The sequence below is a fragment of the Pontibacter anaerobius genome (genome assembly GCF_026241195.1).
GTDB lineage: Bacteria > Bacteroidota > Bacteroidia > Cytophagales > Hymenobacteraceae > Pontibacter > Pontibacter anaerobius.
This window is the reverse complement of the sequence record NZ_JAPFQO010000005.1, coordinates 20105-42192: the sequence shown is the minus strand read 5'-3', so window position 1 is coordinate 42192 and position 22088 is coordinate 20105. Positions and strand designations below refer to the sequence as shown.

At 43.8% G+C, this 22088-nt stretch carries 17 protein-coding genes; 16 read left to right on the top strand and 1 reads right to left on the bottom strand.

All coding sequences use genetic code 11. The features are described from left to right. Window positions 1-10: 10 nt before the first annotated feature. The 9 genes from OO017_RS08380 (at window position 11) to OO017_RS08340 (ending at window position 11465) form a co-directional block, all read left to right on the top strand. Window positions 11-1201 (top strand): glycosyltransferase, encoded by a 1191-nt coding sequence (locus tag OO017_RS08380; protein ID WP_266052025.1) that lies wholly within the window; start codon window positions 11-13, stop codon window positions 1199-1201. A gap of 121 nt (window positions 1202-1322) precedes the next feature. Further along, on the top strand, window positions 1323-2285 hold the full coding sequence (locus tag OO017_RS08375) for a GNAT family N-acetyltransferase (RefSeq protein ID WP_266052024.1): 963 nt from the start codon (window positions 1323-1325) through the stop codon (window positions 2283-2285). After that, a complete protein-coding gene (locus OO017_RS08370; RefSeq protein ID WP_266052023.1) occupies window positions 2285-3496 on the top strand; it encodes a hypothetical protein in 1212 nt (403 codons plus the stop codon). Before OO017_RS08375 ends, OO017_RS08370 begins: the two co-directional genes overlap by 1 nt. After that, window positions 3496-4506: a polysaccharide deacetylase family protein gene (locus OO017_RS08365; protein ID WP_266052022.1), complete on the top strand. Its 1011-nt coding sequence runs from the start codon at window positions 3496-3498 to the stop codon at window positions 4504-4506. Before OO017_RS08370 ends, OO017_RS08365 begins: the two co-directional genes overlap by 1 nt. 154 nt (window positions 4507-4660) lie before the next feature. Next, complete coding sequence (locus OO017_RS08360) at window positions 4661-5842, top strand: glycosyltransferase family 4 protein (RefSeq protein WP_266052021.1); 1182 nt, start codon at window positions 4661-4663, stop codon at window positions 5840-5842. Continuing rightward, window positions 5814-6431: a sugar transferase gene (locus OO017_RS08355; RefSeq protein WP_266052020.1), complete on the top strand. Its 618-nt coding sequence runs from the start codon at window positions 5814-5816 to the stop codon at window positions 6429-6431. The genes OO017_RS08360 and OO017_RS08355 overlap by 29 nt, the downstream gene beginning before the upstream one ends. A gap of 365 nt (window positions 6432-6796) precedes the next feature. Next, window positions 6797-7393 (top strand): acetyltransferase, encoded by a 597-nt coding sequence (locus OO017_RS08350; RefSeq protein ID WP_266052019.1) that lies wholly within the window; start codon window positions 6797-6799, stop codon window positions 7391-7393. Between the two features lies 1 nt (window position 7394). After that, window positions 7395-8531, top strand: coding sequence for a DegT/DnrJ/EryC1/StrS family aminotransferase (locus tag OO017_RS08345; RefSeq protein ID WP_266052018.1), 1137 nt, complete (start codon window positions 7395-7397; stop codon window positions 8529-8531). A 1065-nt stretch (window positions 8532-9596) separates the two neighbouring features. Then, the gene (locus tag OO017_RS08340; protein ID WP_266052017.1) at window positions 9597-11465 is read left to right on the top strand and encodes a polysaccharide biosynthesis protein; all 1869 of its coding nucleotides are present in this window, start codon (window positions 9597-9599) and stop codon (window positions 11463-11465) included. Window positions 11466-11541: 76 nt separating this feature from the next. Here OO017_RS08340 and OO017_RS08335 read toward each other — a convergent pair whose 3' ends face one another. After that, window positions 11542-12441, bottom strand: coding sequence for a flavin reductase family protein (locus OO017_RS08335; RefSeq protein ID WP_266052016.1), 900 nt, complete (start codon window positions 12439-12441; stop codon window positions 11542-11544). Between the two features lie 449 nt (window positions 12442-12890). On the opposite strand from OO017_RS08335, the gene OO017_RS08330 reads away from it, so the two are divergent. The 7 genes from OO017_RS08330 (at window position 12891) to OO017_RS08300 (ending at window position 22052) form a co-directional block, all read left to right on the top strand. Next, window positions 12891-13676: a polysaccharide biosynthesis/export family protein gene (locus OO017_RS08330; protein WP_266052015.1), complete on the top strand. Its 786-nt coding sequence runs from the start codon at window positions 12891-12893 to the stop codon at window positions 13674-13676. Window positions 13677-13686: 10 nt separating this feature from the next. Next, a complete protein-coding gene (locus OO017_RS08325) occupies window positions 13687-16092 on the top strand; it encodes a GumC family protein (RefSeq protein ID WP_266052014.1) in 2406 nt (801 codons plus the stop codon). 61 nt (window positions 16093-16153) lie between these two features. Beyond that, window positions 16154-17650 (top strand): lipopolysaccharide biosynthesis protein, encoded by a 1497-nt coding sequence (locus tag OO017_RS08320; RefSeq protein ID WP_266052013.1) that lies wholly within the window; start codon window positions 16154-16156, stop codon window positions 17648-17650. 100 nt (window positions 17651-17750) lie between these two features. Next, window positions 17751-18647, top strand: a complete 897-nt coding sequence (locus OO017_RS08315) for a glycosyltransferase family 2 protein (RefSeq protein WP_266052012.1) — start codon at window positions 17751-17753, stop codon at window positions 18645-18647. A gap of 23 nt (window positions 18648-18670) precedes the next feature. Further along, window positions 18671-19591: a glycosyltransferase family 2 protein gene (locus OO017_RS08310; protein WP_266052011.1), complete on the top strand. Its 921-nt coding sequence runs from the start codon at window positions 18671-18673 to the stop codon at window positions 19589-19591. Between the two features lie 65 nt (window positions 19592-19656). Then, a complete protein-coding gene (locus OO017_RS08305) occupies window positions 19657-20910 on the top strand; it encodes an O-antigen ligase family protein (RefSeq protein ID WP_266052010.1) in 1254 nt (417 codons plus the stop codon). Window positions 20911-20942: 32 nt separating this feature from the next. Continuing rightward, window positions 20943-22052: a glycosyltransferase gene (locus OO017_RS08300; protein ID WP_266052009.1), complete on the top strand. Its 1110-nt coding sequence runs from the start codon at window positions 20943-20945 to the stop codon at window positions 22050-22052. Window positions 22053-22088: the final 36 nt, after the last annotated feature.

Here is a 22088-nt window from a genome sequence, read left to right as displayed (position 1 = left end):
TAATATATCCTTGTCTAAAATTAAAGTTCTTCACCTAATCAAATCGCTGGGCCGAGGTGGCGCTGAAATGCTGTTGCCGGAAACGCTTAAGGTACATGATCGGGAGCAATTCGACTTCCATTTTGCATACTTCCTGCCCTGGAAAGACCAAATGGTGCCTGCCATTGAAGCGCTGGGTGCTAAGGCTGTTTGCTTTAAGGCGAATAACAACCTGCAGATGTTTAAGCGTGTAGGGGAGATCAGTCGCTATGTGCAGGAGCATAAGATTGAAGTGATCCATAGCCACCTACCTTGGGCTGGCGTGATTGCCAGGTTGGTAGGTAAGAAAACAGGGGTACCTATTGTTTATACGGAGCATAACAAGTGGGAGCGCTACAACAAGATCACGTACTGGCTGAACAAACTTAGCTTTGGCTGGCAAGACGCAGCCGTGGCGGTGTCGGATGATGTGCAGAAATCTATCCGGAAAAATTCCAGTGCTAACTTCCGAGAGCTTACTTTGCCGGCTGTGCAGGAAGCCAGAGTCAACAGGAAAACGCGGCAACCATACTTGCTAAATATCTTGAATGGAGTAAATACTGCACACTTTGTGAGGGATGAGCAGGCAGGCCTGCAGATACGGCAGGAACTAGGTATACCAGCTAAAGCCCCTGTTATCGGTACCGTGTCTGTGTTTCGTTTTCAAAAGCGTCTGGATGTATGGATGGAAATCGCTGCTGATATTCTGAAAAAGGTACCAGATGCGCATTTCATAATTGTCGGGGATGGTCCGCTGAAAGATGAACTGCTAGCAAAAAGAAAAGCCTTGGGTATAGAAGAGCGCCTGCACATGCCAGGTCTCAAAACCGATGTAAAGCCTTATTTCAGCGCTATGAATATCTACATGATGACCTCAATTTTTGAAGGGCTGCCTATCGCCTTGCTTGAAGCCATGAGTTGTTCCTGTGCAGTGATTAGTACTAAAGCTGGAGGTGTTGGAGAAGTAGTAGAAGATGGAAAGAGTGGCTTGCTTTGTGAAGTGGATGAGTACAACCATTTAGCAGATATTGGAGTAAGGTTGCTGCAAAAACCCAAGCTTTGTGCAGAACTGGCAGTCGGAGCACGTGCCAGGGTGCAAGTTGATTTTAGTATAAATAAAATGGCGGAGGAGCTAGAGGCTTTATATTCGTTTTTGAAAGAGGAGAGGGAGCTATCAGAGTAAATCTGCTCCTTGGAGGATGGAACTTTGGGGTCGATTGTCATCCCCCTGCCTCCTTCAAAGGGGGACATAGAATTCCTCTCTTGAGAGGGGGAGGGGTGTGTTAATATTCTGAGTATTTAAAATGAAAATAAGAAAAGGAACAGAAGCAGATATACCGGCTATTGTAGAGCTACTGAAGTCTTCCCTTGGGGAAGGATTGATACAGAAGTCGGAGCGCTTATGGCACTGGAAACATGTGGAGAATCCGCATGGGGCATCGCCTATATTAGTGGCAGAAGATGATGGAAAGGTAGTAGGCGTAAGGGCTTTTTTGAGGTGGCAGTGGGTATATAAAGGCCAAGTGCTACAAGCTATCCGCGCCGTAGATACCGCAACGCATCCAGACTACCAAGGAAAGGGGATATTCAAAAAACTGACACTTCAAGGTTTAGCCGACGCAAAAGAGGACGGTATACACTTGGTTTACAATACACCTAATGAAAGTAGTAAGCCGGGATACCTAAAAATGGGTTGGTTTGAGATGAACCGGATGGCATTAAAGCTTAAAATTAACCCATTTGCTTATAAGCGTCAGGCTTCCCCTGAGGCACCTAACCAAGATTGGGATAAGCTTGCATCTCTTCTGCCGCAGCTTTCAAATCCAATTGCCAAGGCAGGGAAGGTACAGACTCTTAATAGCCCGGCTTATATGATTTGGCGCTATAAGGACAATCCTCTGTTTGATTATTACTTCCTTTCTGATTATAAGTCATATGTATTGTTTTACCGATTTAAAATTCACAATTTCGGACAGGAGATGAGGGTAGTGGACTTTTTAATAGATGAAAAGACTTTTGATAAAAAAGCAAAAAACTTACTAAAGACTTCATTTAAACAAATCAGTAATGCTTGTTTCTTGACTTCCGCCTCAGGAAGACATTTTGAATTAGCAAGTGGTATTTATCCAAATATGGGTTTTTTACCAGTGATGGATAAAGGGCCAATAGTTACATTACGTAATGTTAGTTTGTCGGATGAAGTGTTCACTATGCTAAGTAATCAGGAAAGCTGGGGCTATGCCTTAGGAGATATGGAGTTGTTTTAATGCTGGGAGCTGTACTTTTAATATTGCTGCTTTATGCTGTTAATCAGCCAATTATAGGTACCTTTAAAAAAAAGTTCCCTTTTCTAAAGGTAGAACTGTTGAATAATCTTTATTGGTGGCATGTGCTATTTGCAATAATTTATTATTTATATGCAACCTTCAATAGTTCAGATTCAAAGGCATACTATAGTCGAATCAATTCCGAATCTCTGTATTCTTCTTGGTTAAGTATTTACCAAACAGGTACTAGGTTTATAGATTTTGTAGCTTATCCGGTTGTTAATATATTAGGTTTCAGCTATGAGATGGCGATGGTATTGTTTGCTTGGTTTGGCTATTTAGGCTTCTTATACTTTTATATCTTCTTTAAGGAAAATGTGAGGCTGGAGCTAAAGTATAAAGGCTACGACTTAATAATGCTGTTGCTATTCCTTCCTAACATGCATTTCTGGACGGCTTCTTTGGGTAAAGGATCTTTAGTCTTTCTGGGAATAGCTATGTTTACCTATGCCCTGGCTGCTCCACAGAAAAGATTGCTTACTATACTTGTAGGGGCACTGATTGTTTATCACATCCGTCCGCACATGTTTTTATTTATAGGTGTTGGGGCAATTGCGGGTTATGTAACAGGTAGTGAGAAAGTACCAGCCTATCAAAAATTTCTGATTTACATTGTTTTTGCTGGGGGCTTGGCTATCATGTATAATAAAATTCTTGCTTTTGCGAATATTAATGAGGAAGACGTATTAGGGAGTTTTGAGGATTTTTCTCAGTTACAGGCCGGGCGCCTAGCAAGTGCTGGATCAGGAGTTGATATTAATAATTATCCTCTACCTCTAAAACTCTTTACCTTCTGGTTTCGTCCGCTGTTTTTTGATGCACCGGGTGCATTGGGGCTTTATATTTCTGTTGAAAACCTTTTTTACCTGTTGTTAGCTTGGAAACTAGTTGATAAAGATTTTATTCCATTCGTGAAGAAGTCTTCTTCGCTTGTGAAAATGAGTATGGTGACTTTTGTCTCTTCATCTATTGCACTTTCGATGGTAATGTCGAACTTGGGCATTGTGATTCGGCAAAAAAGTATGGTCATGTACTTCTTCTTTTTCTTAATCCTAGCCTTTATGGAATACAAGCAACGGAAGAAAATGGGCACAACAGAAGAAGGAGAAACTGTTGCCATAATGCCTCGGAAACGTTTACGTTTAGTTTAATGCAAAATAAACCCATTTTTACTATTTCCCTGGATTTTGAACTGTATTGGGGTGTGTTTGATAAAGTACTACTGGAAACAAAGCAAACCTACTTTAGCAATACACGTCATATAGTAACGGAGTTGCTGGGCCTTTTTGAGCAGGAGGAAGTACATGTAACTTGGGCAACAGTCGGGATGCTCTTTGCTCAAGACTGGCAGGAGTGGCAGGAATATCAGCCGACGCAGCAACCAACTTATGTAAATAAGCAATTATCAGCTTACCGTTTGCAGGAGCTTTATAGCCAGGACAGCGCACTGGATAATAATTTCTTCGCTCCCGAACTAGTAAAGCAAATAGCTAACACCCCTTACCAGGAACTGGCTACACATACATTCTGCCACTACTATTGCAAAGAGCAGGGGCAAACGCTGGAGCAGTTCAGGGAAGACCTTAGAGCAGCAAAGCGTATTGCCAGCGCCAAAGGCTTGCCAGCGCCAGCCTCGCTTGTGTTTCCGCGTAACCAGTTTAACCAGGAGTATCTGAAAGTATGCTATGAGGAGGGGATCAACAGCGTGCGCTCTAACCCAAAGGATTGGTTCTGGAAAGATACTGTAGAAGATAAGCTGTTGAACAAGGTTTTCCGTACCGGGGATGGCTATTTTCCCTTGGGGCAACGAGCTTCTTTCCCGCTGTCATCATTGCAGTATGAAGAGGGTATGCCTGTGGCTATTCCGGCCAGTAGGTTTTTGAGGCCGGTAAACGGCAGTAAGCCTTTGCTGAACAAGCTCCGCCTGAAGCGGATATTGAATGAAATGACTGAGGCTGCCAGGCGAAAGGAATGCTACCACCTATGGTGGCACCCACACAATTTTGGAGATCATCCGGAGCAAAGTATGGCAGATTTAGGAGTGATCATAAACCATTTCAAGCAGTTACAGCAAAAGTATGGAATGGTAAGCATGACGATGCAGGAGACCCAGGAGTATGTGCGGGAGGGGAAGTATAGTGCTTCAGGGGTAAAGCAGTAGTAATATCTACCCACCCCGGCCCCTCCTTGTCAAAGGAGGGGCGCTTTTATTCTTGCTATTTTTATAAGTAACTTTACATAAATTAATTTTCCTAACACCCTCACGTGTTTTGGGGGTAGAGACCCTCGAAAAGGGGAGGACAGGGAGGAGTAACATGGCAAAACTTTTCCGCATAACAACAGTACCGCTTTCACTGCAAAAGCTCATCTCAGGGCAGCTGCCTTATATGCGCTCTAAGGGCTTTGAACCTCTGATGATCTCGGCTGATGGGCCAGAAGCAGTAGCGGTGGTGAAGGAGCAAGCTTGTGAGCATGTATTGGTACCGATGACGCGAAAAGTGACGCCACTCCAAGACCTGCGTTCGCTTTGGGATTTCTACAGGCTCTGCAGAAAGCATAAACCGGAGATTATCCACTCACATACGCCAAAGGCAGGTATCATTGGGATGTTGGGAGGCATGCTTGCAGGAGTGCCTGTGCGTTTGCACACGGTGGCGGGTTTGCCTTTGATGGAGACAACCGGTTTAACGCGTCGTATCCTGAATGCGGTGGAGAAGCTGACTTATACTTGTGCTACCAAAGTATACCCTAACTCTACCGTACTGAAAGACTTTATCTTGGAGAACGGCTTCTGCGGTCCTGATAAGGTAAAAGTGATTGGCAATGGCAGCAGCAATGGCATCAATACAGCCTTCTTTAACGTAGAGGACCTGGATTTTGGAAAGCTTCAGGAATTGAAGCACGAGCTAGGGATTCAAGCTGATGATTTTGTGTTTGTGTTTATTGGCAGGCTCGTTAAAGACAAAGGCATACGTGAGTTGGTAACAGTCTTCAAATCACTGCAAGGAAAATATAAGCATATCAAATTACTTCTGGTTGGCCCCTTAGAGCAGGATCTTGACCCATTACCGACAGAAACACTTCAGGAAATAGAGCAGAACCCCGCTATTTTATCAGTTGGATTTCAGAATGAAGTGCGGCCATACCTGGCAATCAGCCATGCATTGGCTTTTCCGTCTTACCGAGAGGGTTTCCCGAACGTTCCGATGCAGGCGGGCTGCTTTGAGCTGCCAAGCATTGTGACCGACATTAATGGGTGCAATGAAATTGTTGTAGAAGGGGAGAATGGACTTATTATCCCTCCCAAGAATGTACATAAACTACAAAAGGCGATGGAGCTGCTGGTAACTGACAAGGCCCTCTATGACCACCTGAAATCAAACGCTCGCCGCATGATTGTGGAGCGTTACGATCAACGGCATTTTTGGGAGCTGTTGTACCAGGAGTATCTAGAACATTTGAACAAGCATGAACTGGCTATACCGAAATTTTCTTAAACGCATCATCGATTTTGTACTTAGCCTGACAGCTTTTATCGTGCTGCTGCCGGTTTTCCTGGTGGTAACGGTGTTGCTATATTTTGCTAACAAAGGGAAGCCTTTCTTTCTGCAGCCACGCCCCGGCAAGAATGGCAGGATTTTCCGCGTGATTAAGTATAAAACCATGAACGACCAGAAGGACGCGCAAGGCAATTTGCTGCCTGACGAGGTCCGACTGACAGCAGTGGGTAAGTTTGTTCGTAAAACCTCCCTGGATGAAATACCGCAGCTGCTGAACGTGATCAAAGGGGATATGTCGCTGATCGGGCCACGGCCTTTATTGGTAGAGTACCTGCCGTTGTACAATGAAACCCAACGAAGGCGGCATGAAGTAAGGCCAGGCATTACAGGTTGGGCACAGGTAAACGGACGAAATGCCATTAGTTGGAGCGAGAAGTTCAGGTATGATGTGTGGTATGTGGATAACATGTCTCTTTGGCTGGACTTGAAGATCATCTTCAGGACTATTTTTAAGATCTTTAAATCGGAAGGCATTAGTGCGGAAGGGGTGGCGACGATGCCGAAGTTCCAAGGGAATGACGGGTGATTTAAATGATTTTATTAATTGTATATGATTATCAGGTCTTGCAGGGATAGGCCGCAGAATGTCTGCGCAACAGCTTGATTATAAACATATATGTATAATAACTTTAGCTATCGAAAATCCTGTTCATCCATACATCCTGTGAATCCTGATTCAGACAATTTCCTGGGCTAGTGCGAGCTTGTAGCTCGTACTTTGTTTATATAGAATACATGATACGGGCTACAAGCTCGCACCAGCGGAGGTATAGTTATGTAAAGCGAGTCTGGAGACTCGTACCCACTAAACGTCACCGGATGGATTCCGGCGCCAAAGATTTATAACTATTTAACTTTCTAACTTTCTAACTCTTAATTCTTAACTAACCCATGTACTTATACGGAGCCAGCGGACATGCCAAAGTCATCATCGACATCCTGCAAAGTACAGGTTTGTCGGTAAGTGGCCTGTTTGACGATAACCCGGATCTGAAGGAGCTTTGCGGCATAAAGGTGCTGGGAAAGTTTAAACTGGGGCAGGACCTGCAAGAGCCGCTGATCATTAGCATCGGCAACAACCGCATCCGTGCCAGAATTGCACAGCAACTGCCGGTAAAGTATGGACAAGCGATTTCAAAAACTGCTATCTTGTCGCCGAGTGCTACGGTAGGAGAGGGAACTGTGGTCATGCAGGGAGCCATACTTCAGGCGGAGGCGCAGGTGGGCAGGCATGTGATCATCAACACCGGTGCTACAGTAGACCATGATTGTTTGATTGGTGACTTTGCACATGTGTCGCCGGGTGCCGTACTTTGCGGAAACGTTTCGGTGGGCGAGGGCACCTGGATTGGAGCTGGAGCTGTGGTGATACCCGGCGTGAAAATTGGCAAATGGTGTCAGATCGGGGCAGGGGCTGTCGTGATTCGCGACATTCCGGATAATGCCGTGGCTGTAGGCAACCCAAGTAAGATTATAAAATACTGTTAATATGAACGAAAAAATCTGGCTGTCCTCCCCGCACATGGGTGAGAGCGAGTTTAAAAACGTAAAAGAAGCTTTTGAAACAAACTGGATCGCCCCGCTTGGCCCACACGTGGATGGTTTTGAGCGCGATCTGGCGACTTACCTGGGGGAGGGCATGCACGTGGCGGCGCTGAGCTCCGGCACGGCAGCCCTGCACCTGGCCCTGATCATACTTGGTGTGCAGGCCGGCGATGAAGTGATCTGCCAATCCATGACATTCTCAGCGTCAGCAAACCCTATTGCGTACCAGGGAGCCACGCCGGTATTTGTTGACAGCGAAGAAGAAACCTGGAACATGTCACCTGAGCTTCTGGAGGTGGCAATTCAGGACCGCATAGCTAAAGGTAAGAAGCCAAAAGCTATCATTGTGGTGCACCTGTATGGCATGCCGGCACAGATGGATCGCATTATGGCTGTGGCTGATAAGTATGAAATACCGGTGGTAGAAGATGCCGCCGAAGCCTTAGGCTCTTCTTACAAAGGCCAGAAGCTAGGTACCTTCGGAGTGTTAAGTATACTTTCCTTCAACGGTAATAAGATTATCACCACATCAGGCGGCGGTGCGCTGGTATCTAAGAATGAAGAGTGGATCAGAAAGTCACGCTTTTTGGCAACCCAGGCTCGCGATGCAGCTCCCCACTACCAGCACTCGCACATCGGTTATAACTACCGCATGAGCAACGTGTGCGCAGGCATAGGCCGCGGCCAAATGGAGGTGCTGGATCAGCGTGTGGAGAAGCGCCGTAGCAATTATACTTTTTACAAAGAGGCTTTTGCGGACATAGATGCTATCAAATTTGTAGAAGAGCCAGGTGCTTACTTCTACTCCAACAGGTGGCTAAGCACGGTGCTGGTGGAGGGGGATGTGACAAGAGAAGATATCCGCCTGCACCTGGAGAAAGACAACATTGAAACAAGACCGCTGTGGAAGCCAATGCACCTGCAGCCTGTTTTTGCCGAAGCGCCTTTCTATGGCGACGGCACCAGCGAGCGTTTGTTCGAACAAGGCCTCTGTCTGCCATCCGGCTCTAACCTGGCTGATGCTGACCTGGATCGGGTTGTGGCGCAGCTAAAGCAGCTTTACCAGGAGGCTAAAGTATAAATTTATACTTCTTTTAAGCTTGTACACCAAAAATAAAGGCCGAGGCACATAGCGTACCTCGGCCTTTATACTTTTATTTACTTGTGATAATTATTTACCCGCAGGGTTGTTGGCTCCCAGGCCGCTACCGTCTTTGCCACTCCTGGTGCCGGTACGATTATCATCCTTATCCTTTTTGTTTCAGGCGCCCTGGCCATGTTGCTGGCTGGCTGTCGCTTTAGTGCCATGCCTGTCCTCTTCTACGCCTCCCTTCATGTTAGCTTTGTTTGTTTAATCCTTCGGGTTCGGCTGTGAGTCTGCCTTGCTGGCAAGGTTTCTCTGTATTTCCTGGGTCTTATCTTTCTAGTCTGCCATATTCATTAGGTGTTAAGTCCGTTCCGTTAGCAGCCTGGTAAGACTTGTTATTGACTTACAGCCTTCGACTGCCGAAGTTTGAAAAGTTAAATCCATACGGGTAGTTTCACAGGGAAACAACATGCTTAATAGGGACTTTCAGGAATCTTTAATTAGGTGGGAGAATTTCACTTTTGCAGGAACGCTTCTATAGAAGGGATGTAAAATGCTGATGTCATGCTACTACCTGACTATAGCTCATGATCGGAAAAAATGGTAATAGACATAAAATAATAAATGCATCAATCTACACAATTTTTATGCTATATTTGCACAGTTTTTAGTAAGTACTGTATTTTGCTTTGCTAATATTCAGTTGCAGGCAGGGAATCGCTGAATGGACTTTAAAGTTCGGAAGAGTAGGTTATAGCGAGTACAACTTAAGCCTGCTCTTTGCGTTCATACATACAGATTCAAGAATTGAATATGGTGCTGTGCGCATAATTATTTAACATTACCTATATATTAGAAGTAATGTTATTATATTTATGTGTTTATTTTTGCAAGGTATTGATGTAGTAAGTTTACAAAAGAATACAGTTTTCACCTCCTGAGATAAGACGCTTTGTCAAGTGACGAAAGGAAGAGAATGCTGTTAGGGTCCTATATATGAAAATTTTACTTAATAAGTCACTTCCAAAATGGATAGTGCTTTTAATCGATCAACTTATCATGAGTTGGTCTTTTGCCCTTTCATTCTTTATTATAAAGCAATTCCACTTTGAGGAGATCATGCGTGGGCACTTCTTGGTGTACATCGGTCTTTTTGGCCTAGTGTCGCTAATCACGTTTTACACCATGCGCATCCATACTGGTCTTATCCGGTACTCCAGCATCTACGATATCTACCGCATTTTCTCTGCCGTACTCATCGCCAGCCTTTCCTATGGCGCCCTGATTGGGCTTTGGGTGGCGCCGGTGCATGGTATTGACTCTGTTAACATTTACCTTGTTCTGCTCATCAGTTTCTTTGTGTCCTCTACCTTACTTACTTTAGTTAGAATGGGGGCTAAGGCTTTGTTTATTTTCTTTAAGAGCAGCAGTACCGGTGAGCGTGAGCGCGTCCTGATTTACGGTGCTAACGGGTATTCTATACTTTTAAAGCAGGCGCTGGAGACCAGTGGGATGGGGCGCTTTGTGATTGTCGGGTTCCTGGACGAGAACCCGAACAAAGTTGATAAAAACATTCATCAGAAAAGAGTTTACCACATAGACGATATTGAGCGATTGCAGCAAAAGCTTAAAGTAGACAAGGTGCTGGTATTTGGCGAAGACCTGAAGTCTGCCAGCCAGAAACTGTTTGCAGAGCGTTGTGTGGAGATGGGTATTAAGGTGCTAACTGTGCCTCCTACGGAGCAGTGGATGTCTGGGCAGTTAAGTATGAACCAGATCAAAGACCTGAAGATTGAAGACCTTCTACAGCGCCCACCAATCGTGATTGAGAACGACCGCATCAGCAAAGACCTGAGAGGGAAACGGGTGCTGGTAACGGGTGGTGCCGGTTCGATTGGATCCGAGATTGCGCGCCAGGTAATGAGCTATGGCCCTGCCTTGCTCATTGTATGCGACCAGGCGGAGTCGCCGTTGCATGAGCTGCAACTGGAGCTGGAGGAGCAATACCCTAATGGCAAAATCGCGATTTTTGTAGGCGATATTACAAACTCCAACAGGATGTACTCCATGTTTAAAGAGTTTACGCCTGAGTTTGTATATCATGCTGCTGCTTACAAGCATGTGCCGATGATGGAGAACAACCCTTGTGAGGCGGTTCTGACAAATGTGTTAGGTACCAGAAACCTGGCGGACTTGTCGCTTACCTTTGATGTGGAGAAATTCGTGATGATCTCGACTGATAAAGCGGTTAACCCAACCAATATCATGGGCACATCAAAGCGTATCGCAGAGATCTATATCCAGTCGCTGAACAACCTGAACCATGGTAAGATTAACGGCAACAAGCACCCATATAAGCAAGTAACGCAAACCAAATTCATCACCACCCGCTTTGGCAATGTGCTTGGGTCTAATGGCTCGGTGATTCCGCGCTTCCGACAGCAAATCGAGAAAGGCGGCCCTGTAACAGTTACCCATCCTGAGATTACCCGTTACTTTATGACCATCCCGGAGGCGGTGCAGCTGGTGCTAGAGGCGGGTACGATGGGCAATGGCGGCGAGATATTCATTTTCGATATGGGCGAGCCTGTGAAGATCGTGGACCTTGCTAAGAAAATGATCAAGCTGGCGGGGCTAATCCCGGATGTGGATATCCCGGTTACTTTCACTGGCCTGAGACCAGGGGAAAAGCTGTATGAGGAACTGCTTAACGAAGAGGAGCTTACCATCCCAACCCATCATAACAAGATCAAGATCTCCAAAGTACGCCACTACCAGTACGATGATGTGGTGGTTGATATAGATGAGTTGATGCAGCTCAACAAAACGAAGGATGAACTGCAGGTAGTTAGGAAGATGAAGCAGATTGTGCCGGAATATATCAGCAAGAACTCTCGCTTTGAGGAGCTTGACCTGCAAGTGAACTAAACTTTTATACTTATAAACACAAAAGCCCGCTTCAGCAGCGGGCTTTTGTGTTTATAAGTATGTCTTAAGGCTCGATTTATAATTTGTCGCTGAGCAGCAGCACCTTCCAGGCTTGCTCTACCTGATTGTCTTCCAGTAACTTCTTGCCGAGTAGTTCCAGTTCTTGCCGAAGCCCGATGCTGTCGCTTTTATACTTTGACAAAGTATACTTTACCAGTGGGTCACTTTTAAATGCCTCTACTTCTGCCTCAGAAGGAATAACTTCCGTGTTGCCAAGGCGGGCAAGGTTATTGCCCGTTAGTAAGCTGCTGTTCCGGATAAACTCGGGAAGCAGGTCAATGCCAACGCCTTTGTTGCGAACCGGTTTGGGAAGCTCGAAAATGCAATCGCCGGTGGCGCGCAGGTAGTAGTCGCCGCCCATTCTGGCTACGGCATCCAGCTTGTAAGGATCTATTTTGCCTTCCAGGTCCAGCACGTTTTCGTTTACGTGCATCAATAATACCTCACAAATAACCAGGTTTCCGGCACCTCCTTCAGGACCAAGGCTGATCACGTCGTTCACCTTGCACTCGAAAGCCACAGGGGCCTCTTTAACCCGTGGCGGCTGCACCAGCACCGATGCCTCTGGCGTTAAGCCGGACTTAACGAACTCATTAATGCCCCGGTCATACTCTGTACTGGCAAGCGACATTTGCTCTACAATGTCATAGTTGGCAATATTAATGACTACCTCGCGCGTCTCAAGCACATTCTCCAAGGTATGCTTGCTGGTATTGTCGCGCACGCGACGGGCAGGGGAGAACACAAGGATGGGAGGCTTCGCACTGAACACGTTAAAGAAGCTGAAAGGGCTGAGGTTCACGTTTCCTGCACTGTCGGTGGTGCTGGCGAAAGCTATTGGGCGTGGAGCTATAGCTCCTAAGAGCAATGCGTGTACCTCGGCAGTTTTAGTGTCCTGTGGATCTATGGTCTTCATTATTATTCACTTTAAATTTATCGTAAAGGTAACAAAAGCATAACTCACAGAAGTGGCTAATGCATAAAACAGGTATACAGGAATACTGACCTATAATTTTATTTGCCATTTATGAACCCCTTTTTAATACATATAAACTTCAAGTTATTTAATACTAGATTATTTGTGCTTTTAAACTCTAACTAATCCTTGATAGCTATCTTGATTCCAGAATAAGCTGTTGGCTTAGAGTTCAACCTGCTTTGTGGTTCGCAATTGCTTTATCTGATGTATTTGGATTTAGCCCTCCTTCAATAATAGTGATTTGTGATATACCCTTTAAAAATTAAAAAATATTTATACACTTTTCCATAGGCATTCCGTAATGTAGGATATATTGATTACATACTATAATCAATCGATTAGTAAGTCTGAACTTAATCTACGCATCATTAATCACCCTACTGATTATGAGAATAAAATTGATTTTTATACTGTGTCTATTTTGTTTAACCTCTTGCGGCCGAAGGAACCTGGCTTATTTCAGTGACTTACAGGATAAAAAAATTTATTCGGAAAAAATATCCAATAAAACAGAACCAAAGATTCAGGCGGACGACCTGCTAAGTATTACTGTTAACAGTCTTAACCCTGAAGCTAACACACTATTCAATAGAGGTGTAATAACGCCTATAGGTCGCACCATAGATTTTAGTGTAGGAGGCAGCCCTAATATCGATAAGTATAACGAAGGTTACTTGGTCGATAAGAATGGTTACATAGAGTTTCCGGTATTAGGAAAGCTAAAAGTAGGGGGGCTGACCAAACAGGAGGCTAGCGACATGATAGAGGAAGAACTGAACGATTATTTGAAGGAGCCTACCACAACTATCCGCTACCTCAACTTCCGTGTAAGTGTAATAGGAGAAGTCAATCGTCCCTCCACCTTTACAATTCCTACCGAAAAGATAACCATACTAGAAGCATTAGGTATGGCCGGAGATATGACTGCCTTCGGGAAGCGGGAGAATGTGTTGGTAATCCGGGAGGAAGGTGGCATCCGCACGATGGCTCGTGTAAATCTTAACAATAAGGATGTGTTAAACTCGCCATACTTTTACCTGCAGCAGAGCGATGTAGTGTATGTAGAGCCGGATGAGAAAAAGGAGATACAGGCAAGTACGAATACGCGGAATATTTCCTTAGCGCTTGCTGCGATCTCATTGGCGTCTTTGTTTATTTCAAGGATACTTTAACGAAGCAGATATGAGAGAGACTGATAAGTATTTTGTAGAGCCAGAAGATTTTAATTTAAAAATGCTTCTGTTAAAGTATCTGCGACATTGGCTACTGTTCTTTGGAGCCCTTATAATTACATTAGGTACAGCATTTCTATACATACGGTATGCTACTCCTGTTTATAGTATCAGTAGTACGCTGCTTATAAAGGATGATATTGCAAAGCCAGGAGTGGCCGCTAATGAGATGTTCAGCGAATTGGACATCTTTCAGACTACTAAAAATGTCGATAATGAGGTCGAAGTCCTGAGATCTCTAGGGCTTATGCAACGCGTACTCTCAGAACTCTCTCTGCAAACAAGCTATTTTGTGGATGGAAGGATAAAATCATCAGAAGTTTATGGGAGTTCATTACCTATAAAAGTTATCGTAAGTGAATTATCACCAGAAGCTTACAGTAAGAACCTTATTGTACATATTAAAGATAATAATACGTTCGAGTTAGAAGAGATAGAAGATATTTCTCAACACGCATACCCACCTATTGCAAAACTTTTAGCTACAGAGGAACCGAAGAAACCAACTACGCATAAGTTTGGGCAACAGATAGTGAAGCCTTACGGTACTTTTACTGTGGTGGCCACATCCGGGGTGCTTCGCGAAGAAAACAATGTGCGGGTAGTGTTTAACCATATTGAAAACCTGGCTTCTATTTACAGTGGGGTGCTAAATGTCACATCGGTAAACAAGTATACAAGTGTGTTGTCTTTAACCTTAACAGATCCTATACCTGAAAGAGGACAGGATATAATTAAGAAATTGATCGAGATATACAATGAGGAGGCTGTAGAAGATAAGAAAATAGTAGCCTCCAACACCTTACAGTTTATAGATGAACGACTGAAATACCTTACCGTTGAGTTAACCGATGTAGAGAAGGATGTGGAGAACTACAAGCGGCGCAACGAAGTGACAGATGTAAGTGCCCAGGCGCAATTATATATACAGAAGGCCGGCGAGTATAACAAGCAGTTGGCAGATTGGGAAATCCAGATTGATGTACTGCAGTCTATTGAGCAGTACCTAAATAAGCAAGAAAATCAGTACGAACTTGTACCGAGCACGCTAAATATTCAGGATCCCACGCTAGTGGGGCTGATAGGTAAATTCAACGAACTACAACTGGAACTGCAGCGTATGCTGCGAACAACACAGCCCAATAACCCCCTTGTGCTCAATATAAACGATCAGCTAGCCAACCTGCGGGTAAATATTCTGGAAAACCTGCGCAATATTAAAAGCGGCCTGATTATAACTCGGGACAATCTGAAATCGAGCCATGCCCAGTTTGAGTCCAGAATTCAAAAGGTGCCTTCCATAGAGCGCGACTTGCTGGAGATAAACCGGCAGCAGGGCGTTAAACAGGAACTGTACCTGTTTCTGCTGCAGAAACGCGAGGAGTCTGCCATGTCATTAGCGGCCACTATCTCGAACTTGCGTATAATTGATGAGGCAGTTCTGGGGGATTATCCTGTAAGACCGCGCACTACGCTTATCTATGCACTCGCTTTGATCTTGGGGATAGGTGTACCAATGGGCTACGTGTACATGAAGGAGGTGCTGAATGATAAAGTACAGGAGCGAAAAGATGTTGAATCCCTCACTTCTACACCTATTTTGGGTGAGATTGCGCATAGCAAAGGCAAAGAAACAGTAGTTGTGACCAGCAAAAGCAGAACACCTGTTGCAGAATTGTTCCGGCTTATTCGTGCTAATCTGCAGTTCGCTACCGGAGGGAGGGAAAATAAAGTAATTCTCGTTACCTCCAGTATGAGCGGCGAAGGTAAAACCTTTATAAGTATAAACCTTGGTGCCAGCCTTGTATTGACGGGTAAAAAAGTAGTTGTACTCGGTTTCGATCTGAGAAAATCTGGCTTGACCCAAAGCCTGGGCTTATTTGCCGACAAGGGGATAACTAACTACTTAATATCAGATGTCCAGGCAGTGGATGAGGTGATAATTCCCTCCAGAGCACTGCCTGACCTGTACGTTATAGGGGCAGGACCTATTCCTCCAAATCCGTCTGAGTTAATGCTGCTTCCGGGGGTTGGTAAACTTATAGAAGAACTCAAGCTAAGGTTTGATTTTGTTATACTAGACACACCTCCAGTTGGGCAGGTGGCAGATGCACTTTCACTGGCGCCCTATATCGACTCGAGCATCTATGTGGTTCGCTACAACTACACCTTTAAAGAGCAGGTGAATATCATTGATGATATTTATAAGAACAGCAAGTTTAAGCATTCTATGATCGTCATTAATGATGCGAAGAATGAAAACAGTTATGGCTACGGCTATGGCTATGGCTATGGCTATGGTGAGGGCGTAGAAGGGCCACGCAAAAATAAATTTAAAAAGCTTGTAAGCGTATGATGGCTGGTTGTTCAGCCATTGATTCTTTTGAGACAGATATTGCTAATAATCAGATAAGACAATGCAACAAACAAAACCCTCTAGTCTTAAGCTTAAAGTAGTTAATGGCGTTTTCTGGAACGTTATTGAGCTTGTCATTAACAGAGGTTTTGCTTTTGCTATCAAATTGGTGTTAGCTAAAATATTGTTCCCGGAGCAGTTTGGCCTGATCGGTATGGCTACAGTGTTTGCTAGTTTCGTGCAGGTGTTTAATGATATAGGAATAGGCGCTGCTTTAGTGCAGCGGAAGCAGGAAGACCTACAGGAAATCCACTTTCACACTGCCTTCTGGACAGGTATTGTGTGGTCTATTGGAATATACCTTATTATGGCATTTGGCGTAGCACCATTGGCTGCTTCCTTCTATAGGGAGCCTATCCTAAGAGATATCGTGCCGGTTATGAGCTTGGGCATACTGTCAGGGCCTGTAAATTTGGTGCACAACGCTCAGCTTACAAGGGAGATGCAGTTTAAGAAGCTTGCTTTTATAAGCGGGGCCTCTACAATTTTTTCGGGACTTTTGGCTTTAGGGCTAGCTCTTGCTGGAGCAGGTGTATGGTCTTTGGTATTTAATTCTGTAGCAACTTTTGTTATAGCCATGCCTCTTTATTTCGGGGCTACTAAATGGGTGCCAAAGCTGCAATGGCAAAGGGCTGCTTTCAATGATATTTTTGGATTCGGTGTCTACACAACAGGGACTAATTTATTTAATAATCTAATTTCTAAGCTAGACTATCTCCTTATAGGGAAATTGCTTAGTGCCTCTGCCTTGGGGGTATACACACTTGCCTTCGTGCTAACAGATACCTTCAGGAGCCAGATCATGCACATGGTTAACAAAGTAATGTACCCTATATATGGGCAAAAGCAGGACGACATCTCTTTGGTCAGGAAGTTCTACCTAAAAACTGTTCGCTATAACAGCTTATGTATATACCCTATTATGGTGTTCTTTATTGTGCTGGGCGAGCCGTTTGTGCTGGGCTTTTTCGAGGCGAAGTGGAGTGAATCTGTAATACCCCTGAAAGTTCTGGCTTTATCAGTCATGATCCACATGCTGGTAAGCAGCCATGGTTCATTAATTCGGGGTTTGGGCCAGCCAAGGCTGGAGATGAAGCTACAGTTTTTTAAAGCCTTGTTTTTGTATGTACCCTTAATATCATTTGGGGTTTACTATTATGGCATACTGGGAGCTGCATGGGCTTTTGTAGGTACCAAGACAATAGAGGTGATTTTGGCCCAATACTATCTTAAGAAATTGGTAGGAATCACTGTTAAGGACTTAATGAAGACTATAACACCTCCGCTATGGGCCGCTGTTGCAGCTGCAACGGTCACCTACCTATTGCTCTACATGGAGATAAATTATATAGTTGCGGCTGTGAGCTTAGTATTTAGCTATAGTGCAGTTATCTGGCTATTAATGGGTGCTGAACTTCTGCTACAGTTTAAGGAGGTAAATAAAAAAAGTAAATCAGGCAGGGACGAAACATTCAAGAAAGCAGTGCAAGTGCCTTAGCCGTAAGGTACTATTAAATGATAAACAACGCTGCAATGCAATCTTCATGGTTATGATACCATTTTTAGGTGAATAAATATAATGTGTTAATCAAATGAATATGGGCGTTTTCAGACCATATGTTTCTGTTATTATACCAACTTATCACGATTGGGATAGGTTAAAAATGTGTGTTAAAAGCCTGCAACTTCAGACATACCCCACTGATTTATTTGAGGTTATCATTGTAAACAATGATCCTGCTGATGAGGTACCTCCAACAATTTCCTTGCCTGCTAATTTTGCCATATTACATGAAAGTGCACAAGGGTCTTATGCTGCAAGAAACAAAGGAGTTGCTGTTGCTAAAGGTGATATTTTGGCATTTACAGACTCAGATTGTATCCCTGAATACACCTGGATAGAGGCTGCAGTTAGCTACTTCGGTACACATCCTGAGATAGATAGAATAGGAGGTGAAGTTAACTTGTTCACGGTTGACTCCCGCTACACTCTGGCGGAGGCTTACGAGGTAGTGTATGCTTTCAGGCAGGAAGAAAATGTGAAGGAGGATACATCTGTTACCGCTAATATGTTCACCAGAAAGAAAGTGTTTGATAAAATCGGGCTCTTCGATTCAAGTATGTTTTCTGGAGGGGACTTTGAATGGGGAAAGAGAGCTGCACAGAATAATTTTAGAATAGGCTTTTCAGCTGAGGTAATAGTACACCATCCAGCAAGAAGAGACTTAAAGCAGTTGATTAATAAAGTTAAGCGTGTGGCCTCTGGTAATTACCTTATGAATGGCGAAAAAAAGAGCGCAATTTTCAGGCATATAGATTTCCTCTATGAAATTCGGCCTCCTGTAAATGAGTTCAGGCTAATATACTCCCGAGGTAAACAGCTAACCTTTAAATTAAAAATGTTGGTCTTTTTGCTGCGGTACCAAATTAGAGTACTTAGGGCCTTCGAAGAAATCAAACTCTTCTATGGGGTAGTTCCCTATCGTGATGTTTAACTGTTTCAATATCATTCTGTTTTATGGCTAGTGATGTAGGTTTTTCTGTGATTATTCCCGTTCATAATAAACTTCCTCATTTAGAAAGATCCGTAAACTCTGTGCTCCATCAGACGCACAAGAATTTAGAGGTTATTCTGATCGACGATGCTTCAACAGATGGATCTTCCAAAAAGCTTCAAGATTTTACAGATAAGAGAGTGAAGGTGCTACGGCGTGAGGTGCCGGGGGCAGGGGGGTATGCCGCCAGAAATTTAGGTATTAATCATGCTCGGATGGAATGGGTTTGCTTCTTGGATGCTGATGATGAATGGAAACCAAACGTACTTGAAACAGTAGCCCAATTAGCTGCAACAGATGGTGAGGTTGAAGTGATTAGCTGGAGTTGGTTTATCAAAGAAGGAAATAGTCAAAGTCTTAATGGTTTTTCTGTGCTGCATAAGAAGTACGACTGCAAAACCTATACTTTGATAGATTTTCTAACTGTGCCGCCCCCAATCTGGACAGGTGCCGTCGCTATCAAAAAGGGCAGGCTTATAGCTGCAGGTATGTTCCCTGAAAAAGACTTTACAAGAGGGGGAGACATGGATACATGGGTGCGGTGCCTGTGGGGTAGTAAGAAAAATGTATGGCTTAACCAAGCCATGTCATACTATCACACAGACTCTGTTAACATGGTTACGAGAAAAGAGGATAGAAACCCCCTTTTCATTTTCTCTCCCTTCCTACAGAATCTTATAACTACCACCGATGATAAGGAGTTAAGAGAGGCCATTCTGTTTTACCAGAACAGGTATTTGTACATTATCTTGAACGGTAGGGTATATGAGGGCAAAAACATAGATTATAAGCTGCTCAGCAGAATGCATCTAGGCAGGCAGGCTCTATGGCTTGGCCTGAAGCTCCATCTAAACAGGTTGCGGCATGCCGTGGGCCTGATTTAAAAGGTGTTATAAGATTGATTTATGGTTAACAATCTGTAAAATAAGGTGGTATGCGGGTAAAGGTTATGAAAAGGCATCGTGAATGGGGATATATCCTAACACTCTTCTCCATTGGAAGTGTGTTTTTAGGTAGCTCCGTTATCGGTCTGGATTTATCATTCTTCAAGCTATACCCTTTGCGCCTATTTGGTTTTATAGGTCTGGTTTTCATGGTGATAAGTAAAGGATGGAAAGACGCATTTCTCTCTTTTAACTCAAGGTTTGTGCTTTTTTTTCTGGGCTTAGGGTTTATAAGTATCATGTGGTCGCCAGATACTGTGCTAGCCATAAAAGAGTTTGGCATAATACAAACAGGACTAACACTGAGCTGGTTAATTTTCAGATATATTGATTCTGAAGACAGGGTAAAGGTGCTGCTAAATATTTGGGTGGTTGGCGCATTGTTTGTTAACTTAATAGGCTTGTGGGAAGTATGGCAACAGGAGTATTTAATTGTAACAGAAGTTGGTGAGATGACCGAAAGAGCGATAATGAGAATGGGCTTTCTGGCACCCCGATCTGTATTTGGTAATCAAAATAACTTTGCCTTTTTTAACTCCCTTACGTCTCTTGTTTTGCTTGGTGTGGTGATGAAAAAGTATCAGCCGACCAAGCTCTACATATTAACTTGGGCAAGCTTAGTTTTGAGCCTGTTCATTCTCATTAGCTCTTACTCAAGGGCTGCAATCGGAGCATTTGTCTTAGGTACTTTTGCTTTTCTTCTGCTAACCATGTTTAGCAGCAATACACATAAAGCCAGTGTTACAAAATTGTTGTTGGTTGGCGTAGTGGGTTTTATAATTCTTGTTTTTGTCGACAGTTCTATCCTTACGTCACTTGCTGATATGCTCTACTTGGTTGTCGAGAAACATGAGTACTCATCTCAGGAAGGGAGAGCCTTCTTATATGCTAAGTCTATGGACTATGCTGTCGACAATGCCGGTATTGGAATGGGACCTGGTGCCTCTGTTGTGAATCTGGCAGGATGGCCTCCTCATAACTATCTCATTCAAATCCTGGTGGAGTATGGTATCTTAATCTTATTGGTCCAGTTATGGGTTGTTTTTAAGGCATACAGAAGGTTTGGGCTTTATAAAAGCACTGTAAACTCGGCCTTACCTACCATGGGTAAAGCCGTTATCCTGGCATTCCCTCTAATGTCTATCGGACCTAGCACAATATTGGGTGAAGGGGTTTTTTGGTTGTGGTTCGGTTTTACTATAGCCTTTAGTTCTATTATAGCTCGCAAGTATTATAGAGCTCACTTCCAAGCTACATAACAAAATTTATAACTGAGCTATATTGATTAATAATGACTAACAGAATCTGCTTTTTCCCTGGCACACTGTCACTTGGCGGTATAGGAAAGCTATTTGTCAATCTTATCGAGGAATATGCAAGTCGTGGAATAGGGGTAGATGTTTTCCTGACAAAAAAAGAGGGGGAGTTTTTGGAGCAGCTTCCGGCCAGTGTGCGTGTCTTTGAAGGTGGTGGCAGAGCTTTAAATAGCATGCTGCTGTTTATAAAATACCTGAATAAAGAGAAACCTGACGCGGTAATTTCAGCAAGAGAATATCTAAATATTGTTAACATACTTTGCTGTGCCTTATCTTTTAGTAAGGCTCGGGCGGTAGTTTCTCTGCACACTAACCAAACTGCCGAGAATGCGGCAGGTCATGCTAGGTTCAAAAACAACTATCATAGTAGCCGGTTGATGGTTTTTGCAAAACTGTTGTATAGGTTATCGCCTAAAATAGTGGCTGTTTCTAGAGGGGTTGCAGATGATTTTTCTCAGCGCATGAGCGTTGAAAGAAAAAAAATTGAGGTAATATACAATCCTGTGTATAAGCCTTATAGTGGAGAATGTTCTGCAGTAGACAATGATTTTAATGCTTTTATCAAGACAGGTAGAAAGTATATAGTTGGTGTCGGGCGGCTAACCGAGCAGAAAGATTTTGCCACCTTGATACGTGCCCTAAGTATGGTCCGGAAAGAAAAGGACATTGCTTTGGTTATACTTGGGGAGGGGGCGTTGCGTCAGCAATTAGAGGAGCTTGTAGAGGAGCTTGGCTTGGCTGATCATGTATTAATGCCTGGTTTTGTTAAAGACCCACTCTGCTATGTTAGCAGAGCCTCGGCTTTAGTGGTGTCATCAGAGTTTGAAGGTTTTGGTAACGTGATTGTAGAGAGTTTGGGAGTGGGCACTCCTGTTATATCTACTAATTGTCCCAGTGGCCCAAGCGAGATACTGGAAGATGGAAAATATGGGGCGCTTGTACCCGTAAAAAAACCAGAAGCAATGGCTAAAGCTATACTAGGCACTATCAATTTCCCTCCCGAACCAAGCATTCTGATTGATCGAGCAAAGGAGTTTGCTGTACCGCACATTGCTGATCAGTATTTATCTTACATCTATTCCTGATCAGGTAAAGTTTCTGTAAATGCTGAAAATTAGATT